The 24,613-nt window shown below is 41.0% G+C and carries 22 protein-coding genes, 1 pseudogene and 1 riboswitch; of the genes and pseudogenes, 7 read left to right on the top strand and 16 right to left on the bottom strand.

Annotated features, from left to right (window positions below; genetic code table 11):
* Positions 1-71 precede the first annotated feature (71 nt).
* Together H8S54_RS04245 and H8S54_RS04240 are read right to left on the bottom strand one after the other, a co-directional pair.
* Positions 72-2,018 (bottom strand): oxidoreductase, encoded by a 1,947-nt coding sequence (locus H8S54_RS04245; RefSeq protein WP_186900986.1) that lies wholly within the window; start codon positions 2,016-2,018, stop codon positions 72-74.
* A 103-nt stretch (positions 2,019-2,121) separates the two neighbouring features.
* Positions 2,122-3,354, bottom strand: coding sequence for an L-lactate MFS transporter (locus H8S54_RS04240; RefSeq protein WP_186900985.1), 1,233 nt, complete (start codon positions 3,352-3,354; stop codon positions 2,122-2,124).
* Positions 3,355-3,607: 253 nt separating this feature from the next.
* Between H8S54_RS04240 and H8S54_RS04235 the strand changes: the two genes are divergently transcribed.
* Positions 3,608-4,141, top strand: coding sequence for a PadR family transcriptional regulator (locus tag H8S54_RS04235; protein WP_021926726.1), 534 nt, complete (start codon positions 3,608-3,610; stop codon positions 4,139-4,141).
* A 12-nt stretch (positions 4,142-4,153) separates the two neighbouring features.
* On the opposite strand, the gene H8S54_RS04230 is transcribed toward H8S54_RS04235, so the two are convergent.
* Positions 4,154-5,041: an AraC family transcriptional regulator gene (locus H8S54_RS04230; RefSeq protein ID WP_186900984.1), complete on the bottom strand. Its 888-nt coding sequence runs from the start codon at positions 5,039-5,041 to the stop codon at positions 4,154-4,156.
* A 165-nt stretch (positions 5,042-5,206) separates the two neighbouring features.
* Between H8S54_RS04230 and H8S54_RS18125 the strand changes: the two genes are divergently transcribed.
* Positions 5,207-5,437, top strand: a complete 231-nt coding sequence (locus H8S54_RS18125) for an MATE family efflux transporter (protein ID WP_243176639.1) — start codon at positions 5,207-5,209, stop codon at positions 5,435-5,437.
* Complete coding sequence (locus tag H8S54_RS04225; protein ID WP_243176637.1) at positions 5,404-6,471, top strand: MATE family efflux transporter; 1,068 nt, start codon at positions 5,404-5,406, stop codon at positions 6,469-6,471. The genes H8S54_RS18125 and H8S54_RS04225 overlap by 34 nt, the downstream gene beginning before the upstream one ends.
* Positions 6,472-6,474: 3 nt before the next feature.
* Here H8S54_RS04225 and H8S54_RS04220 read toward each other — a convergent pair.
* From H8S54_RS04220 to H8S54_RS04175, 10 genes and pseudogenes are all read right to left on the bottom strand, one after another.
* Positions 6,475-6,732, bottom strand: a pseudogene (locus H8S54_RS04220) (MATE family efflux transporter); the annotation flags it as partial.
* 974 nt (positions 6,733-7,706) lie between these two features.
* Positions 7,707-9,863, bottom strand: coding sequence for an ATP-binding protein (locus tag H8S54_RS04215; RefSeq protein WP_186900983.1), 2,157 nt, complete (start codon positions 9,861-9,863; stop codon positions 7,707-7,709).
* Entirely contained in the window at positions 9,847-10,662 is an 816-nt protein-coding gene (locus H8S54_RS04210) for a substrate-binding periplasmic protein (RefSeq protein ID WP_186900982.1), read from the bottom strand. The genes H8S54_RS04215 and H8S54_RS04210 overlap by 17 nt, the downstream gene beginning before the upstream one ends.
* 52 nt (positions 10,663-10,714) lie before the next feature.
* Positions 10,715-11,113, bottom strand: coding sequence for a response regulator (locus tag H8S54_RS19295; protein WP_021925539.1), 399 nt, complete (start codon positions 11,111-11,113; stop codon positions 10,715-10,717).
* Between the two features lie 175 nt (positions 11,114-11,288).
* Positions 11,289-11,364, bottom strand: a riboswitch (cyclic di-GMP riboswitch).
* A gap of 225 nt (positions 11,365-11,589) precedes the next feature.
* A complete protein-coding gene (locus tag H8S54_RS04200; protein ID WP_186900981.1) occupies positions 11,590-14,451 on the bottom strand; it encodes a glycoside hydrolase family 3 N-terminal domain-containing protein in 2,862 nt (953 codons plus the stop codon).
* Between the two features lie 23 nt (positions 14,452-14,474).
* Positions 14,475-15,224, bottom strand: a complete 750-nt coding sequence (locus H8S54_RS04195) for an ATP-binding protein (RefSeq protein ID WP_117852337.1) — start codon at positions 15,222-15,224, stop codon at positions 14,475-14,477.
* A 22-nt stretch (positions 15,225-15,246) separates the two neighbouring features.
* Positions 15,247-15,441, bottom strand: a complete 195-nt coding sequence (locus H8S54_RS04190) for a hypothetical protein (RefSeq protein ID WP_117448277.1) — start codon at positions 15,439-15,441, stop codon at positions 15,247-15,249.
* A gap of 16 nt (positions 15,442-15,457) precedes the next feature.
* On the bottom strand, positions 15,458-17,275 hold the full coding sequence (locus H8S54_RS04185; RefSeq protein ID WP_186900980.1) for a cobaltochelatase CobT-related protein: 1,818 nt from the start codon (positions 17,273-17,275) through the stop codon (positions 15,458-15,460).
* A gap of 6 nt (positions 17,276-17,281) precedes the next feature.
* A complete protein-coding gene (locus tag H8S54_RS04180) occupies positions 17,282-18,214 on the bottom strand; it encodes an AAA family ATPase (protein ID WP_186900979.1) in 933 nt (310 codons plus the stop codon).
* An 85-nt stretch (positions 18,215-18,299) separates the two neighbouring features.
* Positions 18,300-19,070 carry an ATP-binding protein gene (locus H8S54_RS04175; protein WP_186900978.1) on the bottom strand — a complete coding sequence of 257 codons (771 nt, stop codon included), beginning with the start codon at positions 19,068-19,070 and terminating at the stop codon, positions 18,300-18,302.
* 167 nt (positions 19,071-19,237) lie between these two features.
* On the opposite strand from H8S54_RS04175, the gene H8S54_RS04170 reads away from it, so the two are divergent.
* Positions 19,238-19,885 (top strand): TetR/AcrR family transcriptional regulator, encoded by a 648-nt coding sequence (locus tag H8S54_RS04170; RefSeq protein ID WP_186900977.1) that lies wholly within the window; start codon positions 19,238-19,240, stop codon positions 19,883-19,885.
* Here the strand turns inward: H8S54_RS04170 and H8S54_RS04165 are convergent.
* The gene (locus H8S54_RS04165) at positions 19,807-20,433 is read right to left on the bottom strand and encodes a DUF3786 domain-containing protein (RefSeq protein WP_186900976.1); all 627 of its coding nucleotides are present in this window, start codon (positions 20,431-20,433) and stop codon (positions 19,807-19,809) included. The two genes, H8S54_RS04170 and H8S54_RS04165, sit on opposite strands and share 79 nt — an antisense overlap.
* Before the next feature lie 274 nt (positions 20,434-20,707).
* Between H8S54_RS04165 and H8S54_RS04160 the strand changes: the two genes are divergently transcribed.
* Complete coding sequence (locus H8S54_RS04160) at positions 20,708-21,157, top strand: Rrf2 family transcriptional regulator (RefSeq protein ID WP_173766812.1); 450 nt, start codon at positions 20,708-20,710, stop codon at positions 21,155-21,157.
* 263 nt (positions 21,158-21,420) lie between these two features.
* On the opposite strand, the gene H8S54_RS04155 is transcribed toward H8S54_RS04160, so the two are convergent.
* A complete protein-coding gene (locus tag H8S54_RS04155; protein ID WP_186900975.1) occupies positions 21,421-23,115 on the bottom strand; it encodes a recombinase family protein in 1,695 nt (564 codons plus the stop codon).
* A gap of 287 nt (positions 23,116-23,402) precedes the next feature.
* Here H8S54_RS04155 and cptIN point away from each other — a divergent pair, with 287 nt between their 5' ends.
* Positions 23,403-23,891: a type III toxin-antitoxin system CptIN family toxin gene (gene cptIN, locus H8S54_RS04150; protein ID WP_117852658.1), complete on the top strand. Its 489-nt coding sequence runs from the start codon at positions 23,403-23,405 to the stop codon at positions 23,889-23,891.
* Between the two features lie 39 nt (positions 23,892-23,930).
* Here the strand turns inward: cptIN and H8S54_RS18435 are convergent, their stop codons facing one another.
* A complete protein-coding gene (locus H8S54_RS18435) occupies positions 23,931-24,065 on the bottom strand; it encodes a hypothetical protein (RefSeq protein ID WP_262579252.1) in 135 nt (44 codons plus the stop codon).
* A gap of 206 nt (positions 24,066-24,271) precedes the next feature.
* Between H8S54_RS18435 and H8S54_RS19290 the strand changes: the two genes are divergently transcribed.
* On the top strand, positions 24,272-24,613 hold the full coding sequence (locus tag H8S54_RS19290) for a hypothetical protein (protein ID WP_243000226.1): 342 nt from the start codon (positions 24,272-24,274) through the stop codon (positions 24,611-24,613).

The following is a 24,613-nucleotide window of genomic DNA, read 5'->3' as shown; positions in this document are numbered from 1 at the left end:
GTCAATTTCCAACAGTGCAGACCAAAGAAAGGCGCCCGCATAAGCGAACGCCTTTTCCATTTTCCATATTTTTACGCATCAAGACCTGCGTGATATCCCATGTAAATTGCGTTTGTGATGTTGCTTGGGCGGACACAGTCTCCAATCTCGCGTACCACAGGTGCACAATTTCGAAGTGCATTTACTGCATCACGGTTGGCTCTCTGGCCAACTGCGCAGATTACGGATTTTCCAGGTACCAAAACCTCATTTCCATCTGCGTCCTTGCAAAGTACGCCGTCCGGTGTCACTTCCATTCCCTGGTAACAGGTATGTGCTTCCACATACTTGTCGATCATCTGCATCAGGATCGGACGGTGGCGGATGTTTGCGTCCGGTGCAAGCTCAGGTCTCATCTCTACCAGATGCACCTTTTTGCCCTCCTGTGCAAGGTGGATGGCAGCTTCACAGCCTGCCAAACCGCCGCCAAGAACTACAACGGAATCGCCTACCTTTTCTTTTTCCAGGTAATAGTTGTTAACGACAACCACGTTGTCTTGGTCCATACCTTTGAGCGGGGGAACAATCGGATTGGAGCCAACTGCCAGGATCATCACATCTGCATTCTGTGCCTCTGCATATTCCGGAGTCACCTCTGTGTTGCAGCGGATCTCAACGCCAGCTTCTTTTGCCTGTGCTTCCAGGGAAAGACCAAGCTGGTACATTTCCTGCTTGAAATCAATCGCCTGCTCGCACTTTAAAATTCCACCCACCTTGTCGCTCTTCTCGCAAAGCACAACCCTGTGACCGCGAAGGGCTGCTGTCACAGCTGCCTTCAGTCCAGCTACGCCGCCGCCAACTACAAGCACTTTCTTCTTCACAGCTGCAGGAAGTACCTCTGTACCTTCAATCTCACGTCCGATCAGCGGGTTGACGGTACATCTTCTGGTCTGTGTGGTAGGTCTTTCTGCCATACATGCAAAGCAGCGCAGACATTTCACGATCTTGTCATCATTTCCGGACACAACCTTCTGGGGCAGGTATGGATCTGCCAGAAGGGCACGTCCCATGTAAACCACATCAGCTTTTCCGGACGCAATGATCTCTTCCATCTGTGCCGGATCATTTAAGGCACCGATGGTGGCAACCGGTTTGCTTACGTGCTTTTTGATTTCTTCTGCAAGGTACACATTCACGCCATGCTCTGCAAACATAGACGGATGAGTTCTGAAAAATCCGAACTGGTAGGATCCTGCGGATACATGGATCAGGTCTACATAAGGCTCCACTGCCTGTGCGATCCGAACACCCTCGTCCAGGTCATAACCGCCCTCGAACAGCTCAGAACCGCTCATACGAAACTCGATCGGGAACATAGGGCCAACTGCATTTCGCACTTCCTTCAGCACTTCGATGGTGAAGCGCATTCTGTTCTCGAAGCTTCCGCCGTACTCATCCGTTCTGTGGTTGAAATAAGGGGAAATAAACTGGTTTAGAAGCCAGGTGTGTCCGCCGTGGATCATGATCATCTCAAAGCCTGCACGTTTTGCAAGAATGGCGGTCTCGCCGTAGCGCTTCACAATGTCTGCAATCTGCTCTTTGGTAAGGGCAGTTACCTTCATTCCATCCGGACGGACGCCATCGCTTGGTCCGTACTGGGTCAGGCCCTGCTTTTTGTTCTTATCTGCCATGTAAGTACCTGCATACTGGCCGGAATGGGAAAATTCCACGCTTGGCACTGCACCGTGTCTCTTGATTGCATCTGCTGTGAAGGTGAAAGCAGCCAGGGAGCCAACTGTGGCAAGGTCAAGATGAAGCATGTGGGAACCGTCTGTCTCCGGGTGAACTACAAGCTCACTCATGGTTACAGCTGCGGCTCCGCCTTTGGCACGAAGCTCGTAGAAGGCACGGGTTCTCTCGCCTGGTACGCAGTCCTTGTCAATATCGGTTGCTCCGATCGGGGATGCAAACATGCGGTTGCGGAAGGTTACGTTTCCTAAAGTGATAGGCTGACATAAATGCGGGTATTTTCTTTCCATTGTGAAGGTCCTTTCTATGTGTTTTTATAACAATTTTTATATAATCAATATGTTTCTTTATTTATAGTGCAATTATTTAAACAATATTTTCATTTCGTGTTTTTCACGCCTTTTTCTTTGCGAAAAAGCGGTACACAAATGTAAGTGCCAGTCCGGCTGCTGCAAATGCACAGGCAACCAGAAATGCGCCATGGTAGGTTCCCTCTGCCATGTAGATTTTTCTCATTGCAGAAGGTCCGAAGTATCCGGCACCTGCAAGGCCGATAAACATGATTCCATAGTTTACACTGTTATTCTTTGCTCCAAACTGGTCTGCTGTAAAGCCAGGATATACACCCATGAAAGAACCGAAGCTTAAGCCGATTCCTGCAATTCCAATGTAGAATGTAGCGTATCCCCCCTGACCAGTCATATATAAAAGTAAAAGACCGATGATTCCAAGCACGCTTGCCACAGACAGGGTGTTAATCCTTCCGATCCTGTCAGACAAAAGTCCTGCCAGAATACGTCCTGCAGCATTGAAAACAGCCAGAACGGAAACGGCTGTACTTGCCATAATAGCGGTCATTCCCACCATATTGGCAGCAACTGCAGATGCCTGTGAAATTACCATCATTCCGCTGAATGCACCGCAGGTAAACAGAAGAAGCATAACGTAGAATACCGGAGTTTTCAGCATTTCTTTCCAGTTTTTGTTCTCTGCTTTATTTCCTGCTGCCACTGCCGGCGGTGTCCATCCATCTGGCACAAAATCTGCCGGACACTGCTCCATAAAGAAGGAACATCCGCAAATGATGATCAGGAATGCGACGCCTACGATTTTAAAAGCTGCGGCCGCATCTGTCACTGCTACTATCTCTGTTACGATTGGCGGCAGGATAACGGATCCAAGTCCGTAAATTGCGGTGGTGATTCCGCCGATCAGGCCTCTTTTATCAGGGAAAAATTTCATACATGTGCTGACCGCTGTACCGTAGGTCATTCCAAGTCCAAGTCCGAAGATCAGTCCGTATGTCACGATCAGGGCTCCTACGCTTGTGGCAAACCCGGAAGCGATCATTCCGATTCCAACCATAAGTCCGCCTGTAAGAATCACCTTCTTCGGGCCAAACTTATCGTTAAAGCTTCCTCCTGTGATCATGGTAATCGGTCCTACGGAATTGGCAATGGTATACACAATTGCAAGATCCGCTGTGGTTAAGGCAACACCATTTCTGGTGCTTAAGAACTCAGCCATGGAAGCTGCGAATACACTCCATACATAAATGGACCCAAGGCATAAATTGATGAAACAGCATGCGATTAAGGTTCTCCACCGTTTTCTGGTTAAGTTCATCTTGTCTCTCCTTTTCTCTGTTTGTTATTTTTCTATCAAAGCCAGTTTATCTTAGCACATTTTGTTTTATATGTAAATATAGACATATAAATTATTACATGTAATTATTAACAATATTTCCATGGATTTTTTGTAGAATATTGAGAAATTGAGGAAAAAGAGTTGGAAAATTCTGCTGGTGTGCTATGATATGAAATATGCCGCATTGAAAACTAAAGCATGTTTGAATCCCTAAATACGAAAGAGAAATCATATGAGAACATTAAAATACGCCATTCTTGGCCTTTTAAATCAAAAAAAAATGACCGGATACGATCTGATGAAGCAGTTTGAATCCGCATTGTGCGAGTTCTGGTCTGCCAAGCACAGCCAGATCTATCCGGAACTGAAGAAGCTTACAGAGGAAGGCTGCGTTGCCTACAGGCAGGAAGCCTCCGACAATGGCCTGGAGAAAAAGCTGTACCATATTACCGAAAAGGGACGGACAGATTTCATGTCCTGGCTCTCCTCAGAAACGCCGGCCCAGCCCACCCCTAAGGACATCTCCCGACTGAAGATTTTTTTCTGCAGCTGCCTGCCCAAAGAAGAACGGAAATTTATGCTGGAAGAACAGGTCTACAGGCACACCGCCCGCCTGAAGCACCTTCAGAACAACCAGCAGAAATTCTCCCAGGTTCCAGACAGTGATTCCAATGAATTCGGCGACTATCTGGTACTCATGGGCGCTATTATGCGGGAAGAAATGATGATTGAGTGGCTGAAGAAATCCATTAGTCTGTTAAACTAAGCAACTCGATGTTCACTCCCTGCTTCGTTCCGCCCGGTACTGGGACGGAGTTTTTCCCACGTATTTCTTAAAGATCCGGTTAAAATAACTTACGTTGTCATATCCTGCACATCTGGCAATGTAAGTTATTTTCTCAGAGGTTTCCCGAAGCATTTTGCAGGCATTATTCAGACGATACTGCATCAGGTATTCCACTGGAGAAATTCCTATATTTTCCTGAAAATAACGCAAAGCAGTATTTTTGCTGATATTAGCTGCCCCTGCAATATCGGCAAGGGTAATTGGCCTTTCAAAATGCATCTGGATGTACTGAATCATAGCCTGCAGCATTTTCCTGGAATGGGCGGAACCATTGACCATTTTCGGGGCAAGCTGTTCGCTGTTCAACTGTAAAAACATAAGAAGCCATATTTCGCTTAGCTGATTTCGAATAGATAATTCATTCCATTCAGCAGTTTTCAGGTTAGAAAACAGTTCCTGTAAAAGAGACAACATCTGCTTTTTCCATACTTCTTCTTTTCTTAACACAATACATGGCATCTCAGCCTTTTCCAGCGGCATCACATATTTTCTGTAAATAAGGCTCTCTTTGGCAGCCAGAAAAGCCGGCAGAAATATCACATTCGTTATAATCCCGTATTTTTCCGAGGTAAAACGGTGCAGCACACTGCTGTTAATAAAAATACCCTCCCCTGGCTGAAGTTCATATACACTCTGATTAATATGACAGGCAACACATCCTTCTATAATATAGACCAGTTCAAATTCCTCATGCCAATGCCAGTTAATATCATTCTTGTAATAATCCCGTGTATCATCTGTATTAAATTCCAGGGGAAAGTCAGGACTGCCGTGTCTTCTTGTTTCCTGAAGGTTAAGATTGGTGCTGACACTCTGCATAAATTCCCACATCCTTTTCAATAGTGATATTGTACTATATAATTGTGAGATTATGCAATATTTTTTCTTTTTTTGATGATATAATACAAATCGTTTTGATTACACATATGGAAGTGTGATTGTACGAATACGTATCAGAAAAAATGTAAGAAACAGCAGGCTATTATGAACCGTTCGCAAAAAAAGGATTTAACAAGCGAGAATCCATTTTGGTGTCTGCTGAAATTTGCGGCTCCTGTTATTATCGGAAATCTATTCCAGCTGTTTTACACGCTGGCAGATTCTGTGATTGTGGGAAAAACACTTGGCACGAATTCACTTGCAGCAGTTGGTTCCACCAGTATTATTATTTACTTTGTGTTATGCGAAAAAGCATTGCAGCATCTGCTGTCTTAAGTATTTTCTTCTCTGTTTTGCTGACTTTGATCTGCTGCCTGCTGGCGCACCAGCTTATAACCATTATGAAAATACCGGAAGACATTTCCAAAGAGGCCTATGACTATATGTTTGTTGTTCTTCTTGGAACCAGTGCAACCGTCTTTTATAACCTGATTTCCAATATGCTTCGTGCCCTGGGAGACAGCAATATGCCTCTGTATTTTCTGGTGTTTTCTTCTATATTGAATATTTTTTTAGATCTGCTTTTTATTGTTCCGTTCCATATGGGCGTTGCAGGTGCAGCCTGGGCTACTGTTATTTCCCAGCTCCTTTCCGCATTCTTCTGTCTGCTGGTCGGGCTGAAAAAATATCAGGTTTTGCATATCAGCCGACAGGATTTCGACCAGCTGAAAAGTCCGCTTTTTTCCCATTTAAAAATTGGATTTCAGATGGGATTTCAAATGTCTGTTATGTGTATCGGGCAGCTTGCCATGCAGGCAGTTGTCAATTCCCTGGGAACTTATGCAGTTGCAGGATACACAGCTGCCTCCAAAGCAGACCAGGTATCCGTGCTTGTAAATAATGCCATGATCGCTGCAATTTCTGCTTATGTATCACAAAATTTTGGTGCTGGCAATAAGAAACGGATTCGTCTGAGCGTGCGTGCATGCCTGATACAGACAGAAGCCTTGAATCTGATCATGTGCCTTGGAATTCTTTTTCTGCGCCATCCTATTGTAGAGCTTTTTCTTTCCAATCCAACTGCAGAAATTTATTCCTACTCAGACCAGTACTTAACCTTTGTCGCTCCCTGTTACTTTCTTTTGGGATTACTGTCCATTTACCGGGCATCTGTACAAAGTATGGGAAATGGCTGGGCTCCATTTACTGCCTGTATGATCGAACTTGTTATGCGCATCGCAACAACACTGGGACTTTCTGCAGTTCTTGGATATTTCTCCGTCTGCATCGCCAGCCCCCTTGCATGGTTCGGAGCCTGCGCACTGCTGATTTCCTGCTACTACCGGATGATGAAAAAACAGGTTTGCTGAAAGTCAGCGTGTCAGGTCCTTCACCCATTTGTATTTCTGGAAATGATGGAGTACCCAGGGGAGCTTGCCCACCTCGTCGATGCAGGTGCAGGCGTATACTACCACAACGGGCCAGTGGAAGTAGTAGGTTCCGGCGGCTGCCAGGGGAATGGCCAAGCACCACATGCACACTGCCAGGCTGTACATATCAAACATGGTATCTCCTCCTGCGCCGAAGATTCCATTGATGGTCACATCATTGATGGCACGGCCGATCATATGGATATAAAATCCTGATTTCCAATGGAAATTACTGATTTCATGAGTTTGTTTTCCTTTCTGATTGAATCAACAATGCCTGTATGGAATTTCTTTTCCAAATTCAAATACCTATCATAATGAAAACAGATACAGAGCATATCGGTTAACATGGCTGCTTCAAGTATTACTCATAATTTTGTCGTATCCAATCCCAATAGCGTAAAACGTTTTGTTGCAGCAATTGACGAAGCTGATCATGACCGCACACCAAAGCAGACACTTCCCGGACGTCAATTAACAAACCCACAGGAGATTTTAGCCTTAATGTCAAAAAGGAAGAAACACAGTTTTACACCACAGTAGCTCACCTGATTGCCCAATTAGGTAATAACTATTCTCTTCCAAAAGAAAACGGATTCCTGGGAACACTCGAGTATCTACTTCCTTGTCCTTTCACACAAAAAAATAAACCTGCTGCCATCTGCAGATCTCTCCACAGACAACAACAGGTTTCCCCTGATGCATTTATTTACTTTACCATCCGTTCAATACCATCGGTCATACGGATTCCTACGCACCTTCTTTGTCTCTGATGCCTTCTCAATACTCTTTTCAGCTTCTTCCCTCGTTGCAAACAGCCTGTGAGCCTTCACCTGTATTCCGCCGCCCGTATCTGTAAAACGGACCAGAAACATCCTTCATCCGCACCAGAACCGGAAGCACCTGCCCCGCAGCAAATCTCCCAGATCTTCCAGAAGTTTAATATACCGGCTTTTATCCGGATCATTCAATAAAAGGACAGACCGGATTGCCTGTATTTTGCCAGTATTCGTCAATCTTATTCACCGCCTTGCTTTAATCGAATATATGTTCTATTATGATACCATATTCCTTACCGCACTTCAAGCAATCTTTCACTATAAAAAATATAAGAAAAGATTCTGACACACACCTTTCAGTGTGTGTGCACCGCTTATTTAACATTACCCTATCAATTATTTCACCAATTTATGAATTACTTTTAACAGTAATTCCACATCAACAGGCTTAGCAATATGTTCATCCATCCCAGCTTCTTTTGCCCTTATTCTGTCCTCCGTGAACGCATTTGCTGTCATTGCAATGATCGGTATTGTCTTTGCATCCTCTCTGTCCAGAGACCTGAGCATCTTTGTAGCTTCATAGCCATTCATTACCGGCATCATAATGTCCATAAGAATGACATCAAATTCACCAGGTTCACTTTTTTTGAATACTTCGATCGCTTCCTGTCCATTCCATGCTTTTGACACGTGAGCGCCTTCATTCTGAAGCATAAATTCGGCGATTTCCATATTCAGCTCATTATCTTCTGCCAGAAGAATATTCAACCCCTTTATAGATTTTTCTGATGCATCCGTCTGTTCTTCATGTTTATCCGCATCCAGATCTATTTTAAATGGAACCCGGATCACAAATGTCGTCCCTACGCCTTTTTCACTTTCAAAAGTAATGGTTCCATCCATTTTCTCGACCAGCTTCCTTGAAATGGCCATTCCCAGTCCGGTTCCGGCAAACTTTGTGCGGCTTCCCGTATGTTCCTGTGCAAATGGTTCAAACACACATTTCTGGAACTCCTCAGTCATTCCGATTCCTGTATCCTGGCAGACAAATTCCATTGTCGTCATTTCTGGCTGTTCGGATGGAATTTCAATGCAGCTGATATAGATATGTCCGTTTTCTCTGTTATATTTCACCGCATTGGACAGAATATTCATCATCACACGTTTCACATATCCCGGACTTCCAATAAGAGCACAGTGCGTGATTTCTTTCTTCTCCCATTTGATCCGGATATTCTGTTCTGCTGCCATCTGCTCGATCACAACAAATACTTCCATGAAAATTTTGTTCAGATTAAATGGAATCTTTTCCAGAACGATTTCACCTGACTCAAGCTTACTCATGTCCAGAACATCATTTACCAGTTCCAGCAGCAGATTGGATGCCTCTTTCACCTTTGTTCTGTATTCTGTCTGCTTTTCTATATCATCTGCATAATGATCTGCCATATTTACCATGCCACAGATTCCATTGATTGGAGTCCGGATATCATGACTCATTCGCTGTAGAAGCTCTGTTTTTGTCTCATTGGCTGCTTCTGCCTTTTTTGCTGCTATCAGAAGTTCTGCTTTATATTTTTCATCTTTTTCCTGTTCCTGTTTCCGGTGTGCCAGATTGGTTCTGTATGTCCAGAACCAGAATATACTAAACATCAGAAAATAAAGAAAAATAACGCTTATCACACTTAATGGAAGATTATGGAACACTTCTGTATCCGGAAGATACGCATAGATATAATAATCTCTCTGCTTAAGCATGATTCCGTAACATCCGATTCCTTCATTTTTCAAATGGTAAATGTGTTGACTATCTGTATGCCTCTTCATTGCCTGAACAACTTCGTTGTCAGCCGTATTCTGCCCCAGCAAGCTCTCATCATTGCTGGCAACAACGATCCCCTCGTCTGCAACAATAATCGTTCCATCTTTCTGGATACTATAACCATTTAAAAGTCCCTGTATCGTCAGTGTATAATTTCTGGCAAATTCAGGAGGTGTGTAATAGTAGATTGCCACAATACCCGGTGCATCTTTTCTGGCACAGGCTGCAACATCAATATAGGATCCGTCTTCCCTGGCAAACCGTTCTGAATAAGATCTTTCTTCATATCCGGCAAAATCCATAATAATATCTTTTTGCAGATATGCCGTAATTTCATTGGCCAGAGATTCATCCGTGCTGTATTCACAGTCTATCTTTCCCTCTGTATCCAGTACAATGATACCATCCACCCAGAGAGTCTGCAGATTTTCTTTCAGGAACTCCTGACTTAGCTGACCATCATTTTCTGTTTCCATGTCGATATTTGTACTCATCTGTCTGGCACTTTCAATGGCACGGAGAAGACTTTTGGATTCTGAAGATTCATTATAATGGGTGTAGGTGGAGCACTGCACTTTCACATAGTTTACAATCTCCACCATTCTTTTCTCTGCTTCCTCTTTTTCTGCGTGAAAGAAATAAAACAGAGAGGCTACAGCCACACAGATTCCAATCAGACCGCCGAGCAGCTGGATTCGTTTTTCTTTTTTCTTAATATCCAAGATCATCCACCTCCAGATACTTCTGGGGATCATCCAGATATTTTTCAATAATTTTCAAGGATGTGCCATCCTGACGCATTTCTTCCAGTGTCTGGCTCATCTGTTCACAGATTCCTCTGTCATCATCTTTTGCAAAAGCAACACCTATTCCAGTGATCATCAAAGGCTCTTCCAGAATACGGAAGCTTGCATCATAATCTTTCATATACTGAACAATAGATTCCTCATGTGCGGCGACTGCATCTACATATCCTTTTCCCAGAAACGTATAGATCAGCTCCCTGTGTCCCAGGCTGATCAGATTGCCCAGCTTTGGGATTCTCTCATCCGTCCGGTTCAGAAAGATGCCTTCCGGTTTGGTTGTGGACTGAACAGCCAGGTTCTTTCCCTCCAGGTCACTCAGTGTATAGATATCACTATTCTCATTTACCGCAACCACCTGACGGCTTGCTATATATGGTCCCGCCCAGCGGTAATCATCAAGACGCCCTTCCATGGAAAAGCAGCCCATGATACAGTCAATCTCTCCGCTTTCCACCATTTCTTTTTTCTTCTCCCAGTTGATCTGGACAACCTCCACCTGATATCCCATTCTTTTGAAAGCTTCTGTAGCCAGTTCTACATCAATTCCCGTCGGTACACCATCCTCATTCAGATAATTGTATGGTGGATAGTTGTCGCTGCCGAGGGTAATAACAGGCTTTTCGGTTTCTTCCTTCGTGTTATCTGTGTTTTTACACCCTGCCAGGGTGACTGCTAAAATTCCCGCAAGCAGTATGCCTGCAATCACTCTTTTTCCTTTCATTTTCTATCTATTCCTAACTATCCTTTTCGATTTTTTTATGTCTGGTTACTTTTCATTTGTCACTGTTCAGTGACCTGCGGTTCGATACCCCCACGAATTTTATGCTTCTGATTGTCTTTTCCAGTACCTTCATCTCAACCGGTTTTGAAATATGTACGTTCATACCAGCCGCAAAGGAATACTGGATATCCTCCGAAAATGCATTGGCAGTCATGGCAATGATTGGAATCGTCTTATTGATTGTTTCCAGTTTTGTGTTATTTTCTCTTTCAACTTCAATTGCTTCACTCTGTTTTTTTCTAAGCACTGTTACGATAGCTGTAATTACACAAACTGCCGCAACAACTGCAAACAGAATGATAAAGCACATGAATTGTACCTGGACATAATCCCATTTTGTGCCCATAACATCTTCCAGATTTAAAAACATCTGATGGGTCACTTCATCCATCTGATTCAGCCGTTCTTCATAAATAAGCTTTTTTATTCGTACAGCCCGTAAGACATAACAGCACAGTTACAACAGATACACCAAATATTTTTTTCAATTTCATAATTTTCCTTTCATCTTCTGTTGATAAGTCATTCCGCAAAAAAGCACTGTCAAACAGACAGTGCATCTCATTTCATGCAACTGGCTGCCATTTTACAGGCCCTGTAGCTTTGCGTCCCAGATTTTCATCTGGTTTGCCGATTTCCTTATTATGGCTTTTAAACTTATGCAAAAAACTGGTTTTATTATACTCTAATGTTCTACTATACACAAGATAAACATTACCGTTTTAACGTTCGAAAATAAAAAAAGAACAGCCGATACATATACTCGAACTGTTCTTCTACTTTTCTTACATACGTCTGAACAACCTCAGCTCCGTCTCTGTCACCTGTATAGGTAACCGAAGCTTTGATTCCATCCCACTTTCATCCTTATTCAGCATTCTTTCTTTTCTTATATCCTCTGATTACCAGTACTTCCATTCCTGCCATGAAAAGTGCTATTACAATGTCGATACCAATTCCTGCTTTTTTCCAGTTTTCCATACCTGTTTCTTCATGTTCTCCATCATAAGCCCAGCTGCTTACAACTGTATACATGACATTTTTGCAGGCATTCCTCATCTGAAGTACAGATGTTGGATGCTCCGGATTGGCTACATTGTTCTCTTCTCCGTTGAATGTGGACAACATTGCATCTACTCCATTCGCCAAAGCTGCATCTGCATTCATAAATCCATGACCATTGTTTCGGAAGAAGTCTGTAAGCGCCATTCCCCTGAATCCCCATTCATCTCTGAGAACTGTATTCATAAGGTTACTGCTTTCTCCAGTCCATTTATCTCCAAGGAAGCTCCAGGAAACCATAACCGCATTTGCGCCACCCTGTTTTACAGAAATTTCAAATGGTTTCAGATAGATTTCCCGGATTGCCTGCTCATTTGACCAGACACTTACCATCTTTGCATTTCCCTCATACAGAGCAAAATGTTTGATATAAGAATAAACTCCATATTTTCTTGCTCCTTCTACTGCTTTTGCTCCCATATTTCCTGCAAGAACTCCATCTTCTGAAAAGTATTCATAGTTTCTTGCTCCAAATGCAGTTCTATGAGTATTCATACCTGGTGCATACCAGCCCTCTGCACCCATTTCCTGACTGATCTTGCCCATGTATTCACCCCAGGCCTGTGCAAGTTCCTTATTCCATGTGGAAGCAACCACAACTTCAATTGGAAATCCAATAGAACCAACTCCTGTAAAGTTGTTATTAATTGCTGCTGGTCCATCGAAATCAAGTGTAGCCACTTTTCCCACAGAATCCATGGCTGCTGTCTGATAACCAGCCATTGCAATCATATTTGTCATTTCGTCAACAGTAAGCTGATCCAGAAGTTTTTCCCAACGAGGATCGTCATAATCAGCATCACGCATATCAGCTAATGTAAGTCCATTATCTGCTCCCGTTGTCGGCATTACATCCTCATCATTGAGGTATGTAGTCTTATCAAAGTTGCTGTTCAGATGATATTCAGAAACATATGGCTCACCCAGCTCTGCAGATGCCGGTGCTGCTGTAGCCTCTTCATAATTTGCAAAATGATCTGCTCGTGATAAATATGTCACATCGCCTTTTGCATCTTCAAATACATTTGTTGCTGCAGTATCATCTGATGCTCTTTTATTTTCTCCCTTATATACTACATCTTTATCTGCAGTATAAGTTTTCTGATCCAGCACAGTATGTGAATCGCTGTTGATAGAAATCACATAATCGCCTTTTTCAAGAACATATGCTTTTGCAGTATTCTCATCATAAGAGGCCATATCTTCTATACTGAATGTAGCTGTAACAATCTGAGATTCTCCCGGCTGAAGCAGATCTGTTTTTGCAAACTCGATCAGATTTGCAGATGCTTTCTCAATTCCGCCATTTGTATATGGCGGTTTATAATACACTTCTACTACATCTTTTCCGGCAACATCTCCGGTGTTGGTTACTTCTACATCTACAGAAATCTGTCCGTCTTTTTCCTCCAGTTCACCCATTTTCTGTTCAAATTCCGTGTAACTCAGACCATATCCAAATGGATACTGTACAGTCTTATCGTAATCAATCGCACCTTCCTGTGCAGCTGTTTCATAGTACTTGTATCCTACATAAATGCCTTCCACATAATTGGTAAATGCCGGAGCATACACCTGCGCAGTTCCTGCGTTCATTCCTTCAACGGCCATATCTGCCAGATTTGTATACTCCGTTTTTTCTGCATTATTCCACCACGGAGCAGTTGTCATATCATAAATAAATGTATCCGGTGTTTTTCCGGAAGGATTGACTTCACCTGAAAATACTTTACCAAGTGCATTAAATCCCACATTTCCCGTTCCGGGGCACCATACAACAGATTTAATCTGAGGATATTCATCTGCGAAACCAAGTTCAAACTGATTTGCTCCATTATAAATCACAATCACATTATCAAAGTTTGAGCAAACCATATCCACCATATCTCTCTCAGTTTGTGAAAGCTGTAAATAATGCTCTCCCTCAGGAAAATCATCATATTCATCTGAATTATTATCATATGCTGCTTTTCTTACATCCATAGGAATATCATTATGACCTTCACCTGCTTTTCTGGAAAGAACCACAGCTGCCACATCAGAATATTCTTTCGCGCTTTTAATAAGCTCATCACTGTAAGTATCTACAGGTGGCTCCGGTAATGTCCAGCTCTGTTTCTGGATAGACATTTCCGGATTATCTGCACCATAATTGTTATAAAAATCAACCAGTTCCTGGTTAATAGAAAATCCGGCATTTTCAAGTCCCTGATTCAGACTGACAATATCATACAGATCACTAATACCACCGGAACCAGCTCCTCCGTAAGCCGGATTAATAGATTCCCAGCCAAAAATATTCAGTTTTTTTGTTTCATTTAAAGGAAGCAGGCTTTCATTCTTCAGAAGAACAATTCCGTCTTCCATAATTTTTTCTGCCACTTCCGCAGCTTCTTCATTTGTTTCATCGCTTAAAGTTCCATTTCCCGTTGCCAGTCCAATCAACGTAGCCATTGGTCCAAAACAGATCATATTCACGCAGACAACGACTGCAAGAGCCATTGCAATCGCAGCTTCTCCCCTTATCAGAAATCTTTTTCCCCTGGACATTCTGCGGCATGCGATCATAATTACGATTCCAATTACAAGTGCAGCAATAATACCGATAATATACGGTTTGCATAATTGTAATACTGCCAGAACATCTTCCATTTCAACACTGATCATTCTCTTTTTTCCTCCATTTCGCATTAAATAGAAAGTAGAAATTCTGTTAAGTTTTCAATAGCATCTGGTTTTTCTGATAGTTCTTTTCCTATCAGTCCCTCTCCCATAATACTAGGATCCGCACTAAGAGATACAGCGACTCGACTTGAATTCCATACAGATTCATACATCATTTCCTGATTCTCTTTTGTTACTTTATTGAGAACGTAATAAAATGGTTTTCGAATACTTTCCGATAATTCCCCGATTTTTTTGGAAAGCTGTAGGGATTCATAGGATGGATCTATGATTATCAATATCAAATCTACACCGTTATCAATTCCACGTCCAAAGTGTTCAACACCAGCCTCCATATCCATTAGCGCAAATTGATCTTCTGTAAGCCTAAGATTTTGGATAAATTGAGTCATAACAGTTCCCATAGCACAAGAACACCCTTCATTTGCTTGATGAATTTTTCCACTGGTCATCAGTTTTACACCGTCCTTCAGACTATAATAATCTTCCGGTATATCATTTATAGTCCAGGTTTCTTCAAAAAACTGATGAGTAAATTTTGATAACATCATGTCATTTAAAACATTTTGCTTACCACCGAAATAGTCTGTAAAATCTCTGGGAAGCTTCATACCTAGCTGTCGGTGTAGACCATAATTAGATTCATCGGAATCAATTACCAAAATTTCTTTTCCTCGTCTGGCTAAAGCCTTAGCCAAAAGACTGGTTACTGTACTTTTTCCACATCCACCTTTTCCAGTTACAGCAATTTTCATCTGTTATCTCCTTAAATACTTCTTACTCCACTTCCTCCAGTTCTGTTCCTTCCGGAAGAATATATCCGCAGTTATCACATACTCCGTCCTCTGCAAGTATCCCGTCTTTCACAAAGGCTTCAATGCCTCCCGGTTCATGACAGCGTGGACAATCTAATTCCCGTATCTTTTTCTGATTTCTTACATCCTGGCAATTGGCAAATTCAATTTTACCCATAGTGATTCCTCCATTTTCATTCCATATCAATTTGTCTTCGCAAAAAAGTTCCTACCATACGGGAAAAATTGCTGATATTACGAATATAGGCAAAGTCTTTTCCATAGATTCTCTTTTCCACGGAGAGTTCTTCTTCATTCCCTACAAAAATACCAATCACGAAAATTCCCTGATTTCTGGCCCGACGCACCTCATAAGCAGTATCTTTCACAGCTCCTTCTCCGTCATAGATCCTGGGCTGGCGGGTTCCTGGTCGTTGTATGCTCATATCACAGGGTTTTCCATCACTTAATACGATTAAAATCTTATTTTTTTCCGGTCGCTCCATGAGAGAGGAAGAGACTGTTTTCAGTGCAAGCCCATCTCTGTTGTTGGCATATGCCCGAAATTGAAAGATTCTTTCATTTGTTTCCCTTGGATCTTCATAATCCCGAAATCTCTGAAGTACTGTATATCCCCAGAAAGCACAGTATCCTGTTACCCGATGAGGAATTCCTGCCTGGCTTAATGCTTCACTGATAATATATCCCTGCGCCGCTACCTGAGCCTGTCTGCCAGCTTGAGAACCACTGGAATCAATCAGGACGTCTATTACAAACTCTGAATCTTCTGATCTCTTTTTTCTATTAAATAACTTGTCATCGTCTGTTCTTCCAATTTTCCATAACCTCTCAGGAACAAGCTGCCCTGCATCAGATCTGCTGACAAAATCATCCTTTCGGATTATAAATGCCCGTTTCAGTGACTCTGCCAACATAGAAATATTTCTTTTGATGATCCAGTGATTATTTCCATAATAGGCTTTATTTTTTTCAAACTGCAGCTGAGAAAAACGGTATTGATTATTTTTTATCACAGGGTTCTGTAAAATTCCATCTGTAAGATACAGGATACAGTTTTTGTGGATTCCTGTACAAAATTTCCGATTGACTCTGGCCTGCTCCGATTCACTTAGATACGATTTTCCGTAATTCAGTTCCACATATTCCCGTATCCGTCGCACTGCCTGTGGATTTATATTCTCCGAGCTTTCCGGAACTTCTTCATTTTCCGGAGAGAAATAAAATCTTTTTTTCTTTTTGTTTCTGATATCCAGACTTATCATCTTTTTTTTGAGATTAGAAAGATATTTTTGAATGATGTCTTCCATCTGTTCATCTGTCATGCATTCCTGCCACGCGTCATTGGCCAATGCCATATCCGGTAAATTCAAAATTTTCTCCAGATTTCCATTCCTTTTTTCAAAAGATGGATCCAGAACATGATTATAAATCTCATCTATCACGTTTATGACATCTTCCGTATTTTCCGCATCCTTCAGAGAAAGAATCTTGTACAATGCAATCTTTGCCTGTGGATCCATTCCCTTATCGTCTGTGTTCTCCAGAACATGCCTTATATACAGAAGCCTGATCCTGTGAATCAGGTCTGTTCCAGCTTTGTCTGATACCTGCTCTTCCTCGGCTTTTTCCAATTTTCTGAACGCCTGTTCTCTGATTTCCTTTGTTCCCAAACGTTCTCGAATGATAAAACAATTCACTGCAGCATCCATGCATAATCCAGCAAGAGGCAAAAGCATATCTTCTCCAGCAGAAAAATGTAATTTTTTCATCAAATACATGCCAAGTTTCTTCTGATCAAAATATCGTGCAAAGGCACCCTGCTTCACTGCCTCATATAGAACCGTTTGTTGTGAATAAACATATTTTTCTGTGTCCGGTTCAAATTCTATATCATAATCACCACTGACTGTCCAAAAAAGATTTCTGATACGATTGCTGATCTCCAGACGATGTTCTTCCAGTTGTTTCGCCGGCCATCTGACATCCTCCATACAAGTTTACCCCCATATGTCTTTTCCGGTCCAGGAAGATGGGATTCTGGTAGAAACCACATCTTCTACGATCTCTTTTTCAAATACATCAAAACTTTTATTTATGATCCCCATCTGGATTGCATCAATTGGAGAAAGTCCGCTTCTTGTTGCTTTTACAGCAGAAACCAATCCTCTCAGGTCAAGAGATTTTGTTGAGATTTCTCCATGATAAGCTTTGATCTGCAAATCCAGAAACAGCCCTGCAAAAGCTTTCAGTGCACTTTTTTCCCCATCTGGAAAATGTTGTCTTAATACAAAAAGGACACTATCCTCATCCATTTCAGGCATATCAATTACCATAAACCTTGAAACTAATGCTTCATTTAGCTCTCTGGTACCTGCATAACCATAATTCATCGTGCCGATAAATCGTGTTGCCGGATGAAGTAAAATCCTGTTATATCCTGGAATATCGATTCTGCGCCGATGATCCAGTGTGGCATGCAGTACAGAAACTGCATCATTTTTTGCCATATTGATTTCGTCCAGGATTCCAAATCCTCCAAATTCCGCGCATTGGTAGATGGGACCTTTCCGAAGGCGAACCTCATTATTTATAAAGGTATCCGTTCCAATCAGATCGGCACTGTCTGTATTTACATGAAAAGAAATGTCGTATTCCGGTCTTCCGAATATCCATGCCAGTGTCTCACATAGTACATTTTTCCCTGTAGCTTTTGCACCGGAAAGTAACAGGTTATCTCCCTGAAGAAGCGCTGCTATTGACATTTCCAGAATCTTTTTCCCATAAAATAGGATATCCGGTTTTTCTACCCGTTCCTTTACCTGATCCTCTACCTCATAACGCATGTGAAAATCTCTCAATTCTCCAATCAGTTCCTGCGCTATCTTCTGGTCTTCTAAATATTTTTCTATTTCTGTCCAATGATTTCCCATGAAGATTTTCCTTTCTTTGCAATTGGTTATACCAAATCAGATAATATTTCTGTTTACTCAATCTTCAAACTTTCAACCCTCCAACTCACAATCCTAACTTCTTTACAATTTCTCCCAGTGCACTTCTTACAGGAGAATCTTTCGGAAGCCGTATGATCGGCTTTCCATCACAGTCATACTGATATACCTGGTCATCATGTGGTACAACCCCTAACAGCTCCAGTCCCTGATTTCGGATTTCTTCCAGAGTTCCGGCATCCAATTTTCCATCCGGAACACGATTCACAATTAATCCTGTCTTTTGTGGCTTAAAGTTTAATTCCTTCATCAGCTTTGCAATACGTCCGGCTGCCTGAACACCTCTTCTGGAACAGTCACTTACAAGAATCGCAACTTCCATCATTGGCAGGATTCCTCTGCTGATGTGTTCCATACCCGCTTCATTATCAACCACAATATATGAATAATGGCTTTGCAGTTTCTGAACCTGGGTCTGTACAAGACCATTTACAAAACAATAACAGCCCTGTCCCTGGGTTCGCCCCATTACCATCAGATCATAATCATCTTCTTCTGCAATTGCATCGGAAAGACGCATTTCCAGATATGCCTGTTTTGTCATACCGGAGGGAATCTGATATCGTGGGTCGACACCTGCCCGCTCAATTTCTTCTCTCAGCTCTCCAAGTGTGATCTCCGGCTCCACACCAAGCACTTCATTTAAATTGGCATTCGCATCTGCATCCACGGCCAGAACCGGACATTTCCCACTTTCACACAAATACTGGATCAACAATCCACAAAGAGTTGTTTTTCCTACACCGCCTTTTCCTGATACTGCAATTACATGTCCCATGTTTTCCTCCTAAAATTATGAATAATTTGTTGACTTTTTCTTTAAACCCCATTATAGTTGTTACTATATAAATTACAATAATCAATCTATGAGATTTGTATGGCTGCTCAACACATCAGAAAAATTGTTGAGGAATCATATGATACCAAATAATACAGGAGTATATAATGTCAGAAAAAACGAGAAAACAGAATCGCCGTACCCGCTATACTAGGCAAACCATAAAAGATACGTTCTTAGAATTGTTAAAGCAGAAAAGTTTTACGAAAATTACAGTTACAGAGATCTGCAAAAATGCTGAAATCAACCGTGGCACTTTTTATCTTCATTACTACGATGTCCATGATGTATTATCCGATATTTTTAATGATATGACTCAGGATATGTTAACAACTGTAGATCATTTATTCTGTCTAAATCAAAAAAGCTGTTCCTATCCGTTCTGTCAGAAAATACAGATGGAATCACAATACAGGGCACTGTTTCTGGATGATGCAATTGCCCCTATTCTTCTGGAAAAAATAGCAGAAAATACAAAAGAAGGCTATGTGACCTGGCTTATGTCACACAGCCTCCTAACCTTTGAACAGGCAGAATCGGTTTTTTATTTTCAAATGAATGGCTGCCTTTCCATCAACAGACTGATGCTCCGCAATCACTGTAATGACTGGAAACAGATTCAGACAGTAATCGACAAATTTATCAAAGCCGGACTGGAAAGTTTTCTGATTCATGATCAGAGGGAAGAAAATACTTCCGATAATTTTTGCAGTAAAATTTCTCCAACTGTTACCGCATCTTCTACACTCAGATAATGATCGGCATGATCTTGAAGAAATAGTTTTCCCGATGCAGGAAATTCTTCATCCGCAAACCATATCTTTAAAGTTACCGGATATCTTGGCAGAACTGGAAAAACAGCACTCAGATCCGCCTTTGTCTCTGTGAATTCTGCACCCAGACTTGTACATGCTTTCTGAATTTTCTCAGGATCTTTATCCTGCAAAAGTTTTTCCAGTTTCTGCTCTGCAGTCCGGTCAAACTTGGTTCCCCGAATCAATCCATCTTTCAGGTTACCAAAAGTAATGAGCTTCTGTGAGCCTTCTATTCCATCGGCCATATCCAGATAATGCAGCAATATCAGATAATGCCATTCATCCATATTTGAGTTAATACGAAACTCAGGGAGTTGAATTTCAATCGTTTCATAAAAACTCAGTACTTCAAGCACATTTCGGCTGCTATGAAAAACAGCTCCACTTTTTGCAGCAAGATCCTCTCCGGAACGATTTTGCAGCCGTTTTACTGCTGCCTGCAACATTTCCTGAAATGCACGATTTTCTGTTTGATTTTTGTATTCCATAAGCTCTCCTTTGTAAATATTTCATCGCATCATATAATAATCAATGTTTATGCAAGGATTTTGGTGATTTCATTCCTGTGTTGACGTTTCCTTCAAATTTCATTATAGTTATAATTATATTATTTACAATCGTCAAAATAAAAAATATGTACAAGTTCTCAACACATTAAAAAGAACTGTTGAGACCTTGAGATGTTTTTGACAAACCAGAAATATTTTTTCTCAAAAATGTGAAAACAAAATCATTATATCATACTACAAGGAGTTTCTTATCATGAAATACTCAACGAAATTAAGCGATACTGTTCATGTGATGGTTCTGATTGCTATCAACCAGGAAAAATCTCTCTCCAGTGCCTCAATTGCAGAAAGTGTCCATACAAATCCCGGCTTTGTACGCCAGCTTATGTTAAAACTAAAAAAAGCCGGACTTATGACCAGTGTAGCCGGACATGCCCGTCCTTCTCTTTCAAAACCAGCAGACCAGATTACATTGCTGGATATTTATAAAGCAGTTGAAGGTGATAAACCATTGCTTCATTTAGATACTCATACCAATCCAGATTGCGGCGTTGGCATTAATATTCAGTTGTCTTTGCAGGGATTCTATAATGAAATCCAAAAAACTGCTGAAGAAAAAATGAATACGATTACTTTACATGATATCATAAATACCTATTATCAGCGAACATCCATGCAAAATAATTTGCAAAACATTATATGACAGGAGAAATAAGCAGGAAACATTTTGTGATAATTTTGGAAAACTCACTCCAAGAGTTCTCCTGTATCACTTGCTGCATACTCCCTTCAGATTTGACTAATAGATTTTCAGATAAAAAGAAAAAGCCGCTGACACGTTATCTTCTAACGCATCAACAGCTTCTATCCTGCTTTAATTCAGTGTATTATTCGGTTTTGTAAAGGTTTATTTGCTTTCAGCATTCTCCCTGATACGGTAATAATCATCCATATCAATGCCTATTTTTACCTTGGCATCTGGTTTTCGTTTGTCAAAAGGCAACATGTCTCCACGGTGCTTTCGTTGTCCCAACAAAGTTCCTGTGTCTCCCTGTCTCCAAAATACACCGGGAAACGGAACTTTATGTGCTTCAGGAATCTGCCATCTGGCTGCTCCTGCTCATAAATGTCCACCTGTTCTACAAAACTGTTAAGAAATTCTTTCTTCTCCAGGTCGGTGAACTTATCATATAGTTTATCAAAATATAAAAGGAATTGATAGACGTTTTCTTCTGATATTTTCTGTTGCTGAATATTCAGCAGGCGGTTCTTGACTTCTTCTATACTGTTCTCCACGCCTTCAATCTCATCATACAAACGGTATAACCTTGTCTCCATATCCTGATATTTCTTCTCATAAAATTTATCCATGATATCCAGACTGTCCATCTGCTGTCCAAGTCTTGCCTTTGCTCCGGTCAACTGCCTGTGCTGCTTTTCCAATCCTTCAATCTCTTTTTCTATTTCTTCTGTATCTATTCTTGAACCGATTTTATTCAGTATTGCTTCCTCAAACTTTGGATTCTTCACCAGCTTCCGAATAACTTCTTCTACTGCATTGTTAATCTTCTCCTCACTCCATTGTTTACGATATCCACATTTATGACCATCTACCAGGCGACGATGTTTGCAGGCATAATAGAAATAATCCTTATATAAAGTTCCGTCTTTCTTTTTCTTTCGATTCACGTTTCCATACATACCGCTTCCACATAACGGGCATCTCAATATTCCAGATAAAATATGCTCATGATCGAGACTATGTGTCTTTTCATATTTCACACCTGTTTTTTCTCGTTTTTGATGAGCCAGCTCCCAGTCTGTTTCTGAAATAATCCCTTCATGGATGCCATCATGCAGCATATAATTTTCCTGTTTTACAATGCGATATTCATTTCTTGTTCCAGAAACTTTCTCGTTCTTCCTTCGTCCATAAGCCAGTTTTCCACAGTATACCGGATTATCCAGAACACCTTTTATAAAGGAAGTGGCAAATGCGTCCAGTGTATTATTCTGTCGTTTTTTCTTTTTATATCCATGCTGGTTCAGCCATGCAGCAATCGCAGCGATTCCCATATTGGTATGAATAAATTTGTCATAAATCAGGCGAATAATTTCTGCTTCGTCCTCTGCAATCTCCAATTCTCCATTTACCAATTCATAACCATATGGGGCAAATCCACCGTTCCATTTCCCTTCTCTGGCTTTCTGCTTACGTCCTTCCCTTGTCTGAACAAGAATATTTTCTCGTTCAATCTCTGCCACCGCAGATAGAACAGAAATCATCAGCTTTCCACTATCTTTAGAACTGTCAATTCCGTCTTCAACACAGATCAGATTCACTCCAAAGTCCTGCATTCTTTGCAAAGAGTTTAATACATCTGCCGCATTACGACCGAATCTGGAAAGTTTGAACACCAATACAAACTGCACCTCATCTTTTCCATTCTCAATATTTTCCAGCATTCTTTGGAATTCTGGTCTGCCCTCTACACTTTTTCCAGTTTTGCCTTCGTCTGAATACTCATTTACGATTTCCATGTTCTGAAACTCCGCATATCTCTTGAGTTTTTCTTTCTGAGCGTCCAAACTGTATCCATCTACCTGCATGGTTGTAGATACTCTGGTATATATATCGCATTTAATCTTCTTATTCTTCATAATCTTCCTCGCAATATAGCTCCGTTTTTTGTCCCAACTTTATTTTAGTACTTGTTCCAACTATTTTCAATACTTCTTTTTATTTTTTATTGACATATTTTCGTTACAACCATATAATAATGATAGAGACAGGATTTCTGTCATCGAAAATATTGTTCGCCCACCGTTGGCGGCTTATAAGTGATCGGCTCGAAAATATTGTTCGCTCACCGGAAGCGTCTAATAAATGTCCGGCTCGAAAATTTCGGTCCTGCCGCATGGCAGGGCTTATTTTATAGGTGATGAACATGATATACCAAGAAGGATACGTTTACCATATTAAAGATGAATACTTTGAAAAAGTACGTGATTCCAACTTAATGCAGAACAAAGAAGGTGGTACATACCGTCCTACTTTTTACTGTCTGCGTGACAATAAAACTTCTCTGTTATGGATGGTTCCACTCAGTTCTCGTGTAGAAAAGTTTAAAGCAATACACGATAAACAGGTGACTAAATACGGAAAGTGCCTAACGATTGTTTTAGGTGAATTTGATGGAAAAGAAGCTGCTTTTCTTCTCCAGAATATGTTTCCAATCAGAGATTATTATCTTGACCATATACATACTCGAAATAATAATCCGGTTCCTGTTAAGCATTCCATTCACAAGGAAGTAACAACACGTATGAAAAAAATTCGTCAACTTCATTCCAGAGGAAAAAAAGTGGTATTTCCAGATATTGACCGACTTGAGCAGATTATGCTTGCAGAAGTAAAAGATAACGCAGCCGAATAATTTCACAAAAAAGCGACAGTCTGATTTACATTTTGTATTTCAGGAAACTGCCGCTTCTTTTTCTTCTTTATCCTGTTTTTCTTCCTCCAACTCACGGAGGACTTCATCGCCGTACTTATCGATCATCCGTACCAGAAAATCAATGCACCGCTCAAATTTAATATTCTGTTGCATAAGCTCCTCCCGTCATTGTTTTGACCTGAGCTTATTTTACAGAACATACCCTCAAACAGCATTGAATCGAAATTGACTCCAAATTGAGAAAAACACTAATAAAACATATTTCATTTTCTTGAATCGAATGTATGTTCATGGTATGATATCTTTATTCAAGAAAACTTATTCACCAGTTATATTTTACGGAAAGGAGGAAATGCCCATTGGATCGATGTGATTTTAGTTCTATTATGACAATTTTACGAAGCTACGTGCGGGAAAACAATCAGTTGAATCAGTCTGAATTTTTATATGAAGTATTTGATGACTTTCTTTCCAGTCCGGAAGGTGCAGATTTTTCTTTTGATAATGGACTTGTATGCCGTTGGATGAGCGGACAGGCAAAAGTCAGTCCCAAACTTATCAACTACTATTCTGCCAAAAGTTCTCAGCTAAAACTTTCAGATACTCTGGAACATATGATTCTACCTATGATGTTTGACCCGGATAAGGCTTTATCTGATGTATATCTGCTTTGGAATGGAACGTACCTTTATCAAGCGTGA

This window comes from Blautia segnis (genome assembly GCF_014287535.1).
Taxonomy (GTDB): domain Bacteria; phylum Bacillota; class Clostridia; order Lachnospirales; family Lachnospiraceae; genus Blautia_A; species Blautia_A acetigignens.
Note: the sequence above shows the minus strand (reverse complement) of the source record. Positions and strands in the feature narration are given on the sequence as shown.

Excerpts from the sequence above, each read along its gene's own strand:
- H8S54_RS18435 (WP_262579252.1), bottom strand. The coding sequence starts at position 24,065 with ATGCAACAGAATATTAAATTTGAGCGGTGCATTGATTTTCTGGTACGG.
- H8S54_RS04160 (WP_173766812.1), top strand. The coding sequence starts at position 20,708 with ATGAAATACTCAACGAAATTAAGCGATACTGTTCATGTGATGGTTCTG.
- H8S54_RS04170 (WP_186900977.1), top strand. The coding sequence starts at position 19,238 with ATGTCAGAAAAAACGAGAAAACAGAATCGCCGTACCCGCTATACTAGG.
- H8S54_RS18125 (WP_243176639.1), top strand. The coding sequence starts at position 5,207 with ATGAACCGTTCGCAAAAAAAGGATTTAACAAGCGAGAATCCATTTTGG.
- H8S54_RS04200 (WP_186900981.1), bottom strand. The coding sequence starts at position 14,451 with ATGATCAGTGTTGAAATGGAAGATGTTCTGGCAGTATTACAATTATGC.
- H8S54_RS04225 (WP_243176637.1), top strand. The coding sequence starts at position 5,404 with ATGCGAAAAAGCATTGCAGCATCTGCTGTCTTAAGTATTTTCTTCTCT.
- H8S54_RS04190 (WP_117448277.1), bottom strand. The coding sequence starts at position 15,441 with ATGGGTAAAATTGAATTTGCCAATTGCCAGGATGTAAGAAATCAGAAA.
- H8S54_RS04230 (WP_186900984.1), bottom strand. The coding sequence starts at position 5,041 with ATGCAGAGTGTCAGCACCAATCTTAACCTTCAGGAAACAAGAAGACAC.
- H8S54_RS04185 (WP_186900980.1), bottom strand. The coding sequence starts at position 17,275 with ATGGAGGATGTCAGATGGCCGGCGAAACAACTGGAAGAACATCGTCTG.
- cptIN (WP_117852658.1), top strand. The coding sequence starts at position 23,403 with ATGATATACCAAGAAGGATACGTTTACCATATTAAAGATGAATACTTT.
- H8S54_RS04195 (WP_117852337.1), bottom strand. The coding sequence starts at position 15,224 with ATGAAAATTGCTGTAACTGGAAAAGGTGGATGTGGAAAAAGTACAGTA.
- H8S54_RS04155 (WP_186900975.1), bottom strand. The coding sequence starts at position 23,115 with ATGAAGAATAAGAAGATTAAATGCGATATATATACCAGAGTATCTACA.
- H8S54_RS04175 (WP_186900978.1), bottom strand. The coding sequence starts at position 19,070 with ATGGGACATGTAATTGCAGTATCAGGAAAAGGCGGTGTAGGAAAAACA.
- H8S54_RS04245 (WP_186900986.1), bottom strand. The coding sequence starts at position 2,018 with ATGGAAAGAAAATACCCGCATTTATGTCAGCCTATCACTTTAGGAAAC.
- H8S54_RS04240 (WP_186900985.1), bottom strand. The coding sequence starts at position 3,354 with ATGAACTTAACCAGAAAACGGTGGAGAACCTTAATCGCATGCTGTTTC.
- H8S54_RS04210 (WP_186900982.1), bottom strand. The coding sequence starts at position 10,662 with ATGAAAGGAAAAAGAGTGATTGCAGGCATACTGCTTGCGGGAATTTTA.
- H8S54_RS04180 (WP_186900979.1), bottom strand. The coding sequence starts at position 18,214 with ATGGGAAATCATTGGACAGAAATAGAAAAATATTTAGAAGACCAGAAG.
- H8S54_RS04235 (WP_021926726.1), top strand. The coding sequence starts at position 3,608 with ATGAGAACATTAAAATACGCCATTCTTGGCCTTTTAAATCAAAAAAAA.
- H8S54_RS04215 (WP_186900983.1), bottom strand. The coding sequence starts at position 9,863 with ATGATCTTGGATATTAAGAAAAAAGAAAAACGAATCCAGCTGCTCGGC.
- H8S54_RS04165 (WP_186900976.1), bottom strand. The coding sequence starts at position 20,433 with ATGGAATACAAAAATCAAACAGAAAATCGTGCATTTCAGGAAATGTTG.
- H8S54_RS19295 (WP_021925539.1), bottom strand. The coding sequence starts at position 11,113 with ATGGATGAAGTGACCCATCAGATGTTTTTAAATCTGGAAGATGTTATG.